The 3,858-nt window shown below is 63.7% G+C and carries 5 protein-coding genes and 1 pseudogene; 1 reads left to right on the forward strand and 5 read right to left on the reverse strand.

What is annotated here, in order from left to right:
* Both AOQ71_RS49015 and AOQ71_RS33465 read right to left on the reverse strand, forming a co-directional pair.
* The coding region (locus AOQ71_RS49015) for a Clp protease/crotonase-like domain-containing protein (RefSeq protein ID WP_488226155.1) at window positions 1-408 on the reverse strand (408 nt) is incomplete at its 3' end.
* A gap of 404 nt (window positions 409-812) precedes the next feature.
* Window positions 813-1,586, reverse strand: a complete 774-nt coding sequence (locus AOQ71_RS33465) for a gamma-glutamyl-gamma-aminobutyrate hydrolase family protein (protein WP_057756266.1) — start codon at window positions 1,584-1,586, stop codon at window positions 813-815.
* A 250-nt stretch (window positions 1,587-1,836) separates the two neighbouring features.
* On the opposite strand from AOQ71_RS33465, the gene AOQ71_RS33470 reads away from it, so the two are divergent.
* Entirely contained in the window at window positions 1,837-2,976 is a 1,140-nt protein-coding gene (locus tag AOQ71_RS33470; RefSeq protein ID WP_057756269.1) for an AI-2E family transporter, read from the forward strand.
* 16 nt (window positions 2,977-2,992) lie between these two features.
* Here the strand turns inward: AOQ71_RS33470 and AOQ71_RS33475 are convergent, their stop codons facing one another.
* From AOQ71_RS33475 to AOQ71_RS49020, 3 genes and pseudogenes are all read right to left on the reverse strand, one after another.
* Window positions 2,993-3,289 carry an antibiotic biosynthesis monooxygenase family protein gene (locus AOQ71_RS33475; protein ID WP_057756272.1) on the reverse strand — a complete coding sequence of 99 codons (297 nt, stop codon included), beginning with the start codon at window positions 3,287-3,289 and terminating at the stop codon, window positions 2,993-2,995.
* Between the two features lie 99 nt (window positions 3,290-3,388).
* Window positions 3,389-3,625 carry a hypothetical protein gene (locus AOQ71_RS33480; RefSeq protein WP_057756275.1) on the reverse strand — a complete coding sequence of 79 codons (237 nt, stop codon included), beginning with the start codon at window positions 3,623-3,625 and terminating at the stop codon, window positions 3,389-3,391.
* A gap of 57 nt (window positions 3,626-3,682) precedes the next feature.
* Window positions 3,683-3,858, reverse strand: a pseudogene (locus AOQ71_RS49020) (GGDEF domain-containing protein); the annotation flags it as partial.

The raw sequence follows: 3,858 nt of genomic DNA on the forward strand, positions 1-3,858 counted from the left end.
CCCGCCAATCTGCACCGGCGTGGCGGCCCCGATATTGGTGCCCGGCGCCATCGCTGCGATATGGGTCGCGTAGAGGATATAGGTACCGGCGCTTGCCGCATGGGCGCCGGCCGGCGCGACATAGCCGGCGACAGGAACGGACGACGCCAGCACATCCGCGATGATCTCGCGCATGCTGGAGTTCAGGCCGCCGGGCGTATTCATGCGAAGGATCACGATTTCGGCGCGTCGTTCGCTTGCCTTGAGCAGCGCCTCCTTCACATAGCTCGCCGACGCCGGGCCAATCGCGCCATCGATCGTGACGATGAGTGCAAAACGGCGGTGATCCTCCGCTGAGCCGGCACGGAGACAGGCAAGACAAGCGACGATTCCGATCGCCGCAACGAGGGCCGCCTTCATGATCCGCACGGCAAGGGCTCCCTTGCCGAAGATATGGTGGCCGTCACGCAAACCTCAATGCGGAGGGAGGTCGCCGGCAATTGCGATTGTGCGATGCAATGGGCGGGGTCGAACGGCGGCACTCATGTCGCGGACAACGTCATTCCCGGATAGGTGCGCTAAGGAGGGCAACTCCTTCCTATTCCGAAGAGGCGGGAAAGGAGACCCAGCTCGGGCGAAATCTGTCGCGAAATCGCGAAGACGTGGCTGCTATTTTCGTTCTGCATCTGACTCCATTTCGTTCGCAAAGAACGAATCGGAATCGCAACAACATCGCGAACCAATTCTTGCCGATTGGTTTAAGCAGCGACGCAATCCCGAATCCGAGATGGAGAGGAGGCGAAAGCGTGCCGTACGACCTCTCGCCTGTGTCCCTACGCCGCCGCCTTCTGCTTCGCCACCATCGCTTCGCCGAAAGCTTCGAACAGTTTCCGGTTGATGGGATTGCGCTGCGGGTCGTACTCGGCGTGCCATTGCACGCCGAGCGCGAAGCTCGGTGCTTCCGCGATGCGGATCGCCTCGATGGTCCCGTCCTCGGCGACGCCCTCGATCAGCACGCGCTTGCCGGGATCAAGGATGCCCTGCCCGTGCAGCGAATTGACCCGGATCTTCTCGCAGCCGAGGATTTTGGCGAAGGCGCCGCCCGGCGTGAGGTCGACGTCGTGGCGGTCGGCGAACACGACAGTCGGGTCGGGATGGATTTCCCCGTTCTCGAGCCGGGGCATGCGGTGGTTCATGCGGCCGGGGATTTCGCGGATCTCGGGATGCAGCGAGCCGCCAAAGGCGACGTTCATCTCCTGCAAGCCGCGGCAGATGCCGAACAGCGGAATGCCGCGCGCGACGCAGGCGACCGAAAGCGCCAGCGCGACCTCGTCGCGGTGGACGTCGTAGGGCTCGTGCTTCTCGCAGGGATCGACATTGAAGCGCGTCGGGTGCACGTTGGCACGGGCCCCTGTGAGCACGATGCCGTCCACGGTATCGAGCAGCGCGGCGATATCGGTAATGTCGGGCGCGCCCGCGAACATCACCGGCAAACCGCCGGAAACTTCGGCCACGGCGCGCAGATTGCGCTCACCGACCATCTGGACCTGAAATCGATTTTCGACGCGATGGGCGTTCCCGATCACGCCGACGACCGGCTTTCTCATCTCCCGTTCCGACCTCTCCGCAAGAAGATTCTCCAAACATGCCCCTCGTATGGAACATATTCAACAGAAGGGATCGCAGGACGGCAATGCCATTTTCGCGCAAATCCTGGGCGGAGGGCACCCCAAAAGGCACCCCTTGGCTCCGGACGCGTTGGCCGTAAGGCCGGCTCTCGGGCCAAATCGGCTCGGCCCCTGCTTGATTGCCGGCGGCAATTTGCGAAGAGTCGATGCAGCCCGAAAAGGATCCGATGTGACCATTTCCAGAGACGAACGGCCCCGGACCCGCACCGACCTCGCGTGGGCTATTGCCGTCGGCGGCATCGCCGTGGTGCTGTTCACGGCACTGCTCGCCTTCACCTGGTATTTTGCCGCCACCGTGCTGCTGATCTTCGCCGGCATGCTGCTCGGCGTCGGGCTCAACGCGCTGACCAATGCACTCGGCCGCCTGGTCCACCTTCCCCATGCGGTCCGGCTTGCAATGGTTTGCGCCGTGCTTGCGATCCTGCTCGCGGGCGTCGCCTATCTCGGCGGCGCTACCATTGCCGATCAAGCCTCGGCTCTGAGCAAGACCATCAAATCGCAGATCGGCTCGGTAAAATCCTTGCTGGATCGTCATGGCATCGACACCAGCTTCTTCGATTTCGGCAATGCGGCATCCGACGGCTCGGCCACGACGCCACCGGACTCGACGTCTCCGCGAGCTGCGACGCAGCGCGGTCCCCTGCCCGCTGCTGACGCCCTGGCCTCCAGCGGCGGAGCCATCGTCAGCCAGACTTTCAAGCTGCTTCTCGGCACCATCCATGGCGTCGGCAACATCTTCATCTTGTTCTTTCTGGGACTCGCCTTCGCCGCCCAGCCAAGCGTCTATCACGACGGCCTGCTGTTCCTGGCACCAGCGAAGCATCGCACCCGTGTTGCTCTGATTGTCGATCGCATCAGCGAAACGCTGGAGCGCTGGTTGATGGCGCAAATGATCGTCATGCTCGCGGTCGGCGCCGTGACCTGGATCGGGCTTGCCATCATCGGCATCCCCGGCTCGTTCATCCTGGGGATTCAGGCCGGCCTGCTCGCCTTCATCCCGACGGTCGGCGCCATCATCGCCGGCGTCGTCGTGGTGCTGGCGAGCCTCGCCTCGGGCTGGATCCCGGCACTATCGGCGCTGATCCTGTTCCTCGGTGTGCATGCGATGGAGAGCTACGTGCTGACGCCGCTGCTGCAGCGCCAGGCGCTGGACATCCCGCCGGCCACGCTGTTCGCCTTCCAGATCCTGCTCGGCGTCGTCTTCGGAATCTGGGGCCTCGCGCTGGCGCTGCCACTGGTCGCCATTGCCAAGGTCATGATCGATCATTTCAAGACCTATGAGGCGCCGCCTCTCGCCGAGGCGGCGTAAGGCGTCGTGCCGTAGCTCAGGTCGTCAGCACGGTCTCGGTGTGCTCGACATCAGGAGGCGAGGCGAAATACTGGCCGACCAGGCCGCGCCATTCGGTGAAATTCTCGGAGCCGCGGAAATCGACGGTGTGGTTTTCCAGCGTCGCCCATTTCACCATCAGCCGGTAGCGCTGCGGCTTCTCGATCGACTTGTGCAGCTCAAAACCGTGAAAGCCCTTCGAGCGACCGAAGGCGGCCTTGGCCTTGGCGACGGCGGCCTCAAAGTCCTTCTCGCTGCCCGGCTTGACGTCGATTTGCGCGATCTCGGTGATCATCGGTTTCCACCCCATTGTTTGGTGGCCGTGTCTAGCGCAGACGGAAGCAAAGAAAAAGGCGCTGAAACGGCGCCCTGCCCGGCCGAAAATGCGACGCTCTCAGGCAAACAGCAGCGCGGTGCCGGCGACGACGAGCGCGCAGCCGAGGAACAACGTGAACGGCCAATAGCTCCGGCTCTTGATGTAGCGCCCCTGGGCGCGGCGCTCGGCAATCAGCGCCGTCTCGTATTCGTCCGCGGTCGAGAACAGACAGGCGAAACCGCCGCGTGCCGAGCTTGCGGCGGCTTCGAGCGACATCAGGGCGGCTTGCGGGTTCTGTCGACGGATCGATTCCATGACGGCAATAGTAGGAACCGAATGGTAAACAGACGATTACCGCAAGCCCCAACCACCTCAGGCCGTTGCCGGCTGTGCCTTGGGAATGCCAATCCGCGCGGCGTTCTGGCGGCGCCAGTTCTCCAGCGACAGCGGCAGTTCCTCCGCCGCCTCGACGCGGTTACGGCCGCCGCGCTTGGCCTGGTAGAGCGCGGTATCGGCCGAGGCCAGCAACACTTCGAGCTCGGTGCCGG

Source organism: Bradyrhizobium manausense (genome assembly GCF_001440035.1).
GTDB lineage: Bacteria > Pseudomonadota > Alphaproteobacteria > Rhizobiales > Xanthobacteraceae > Bradyrhizobium > Bradyrhizobium manausense.

Excerpts from the sequence above, each read along its gene's own strand:
- AOQ71_RS33465 (WP_057756266.1), bottom strand. The coding sequence starts at position 1,586 with ATGAGAAAGCCGGTCGTCGGCGTGATCGGGAACGCCCATCGCGTCGAA.
- AOQ71_RS33480 (WP_057756275.1), bottom strand. The coding sequence starts at position 3,625 with ATGGAATCGATCCGTCGACAGAACCCGCAAGCCGCCCTGATGTCGCTC.
- AOQ71_RS33475 (WP_057756272.1), bottom strand. The coding sequence starts at position 3,289 with ATGATCACCGAGATCGCGCAAATCGACGTCAAGCCGGGCAGCGAGAAG.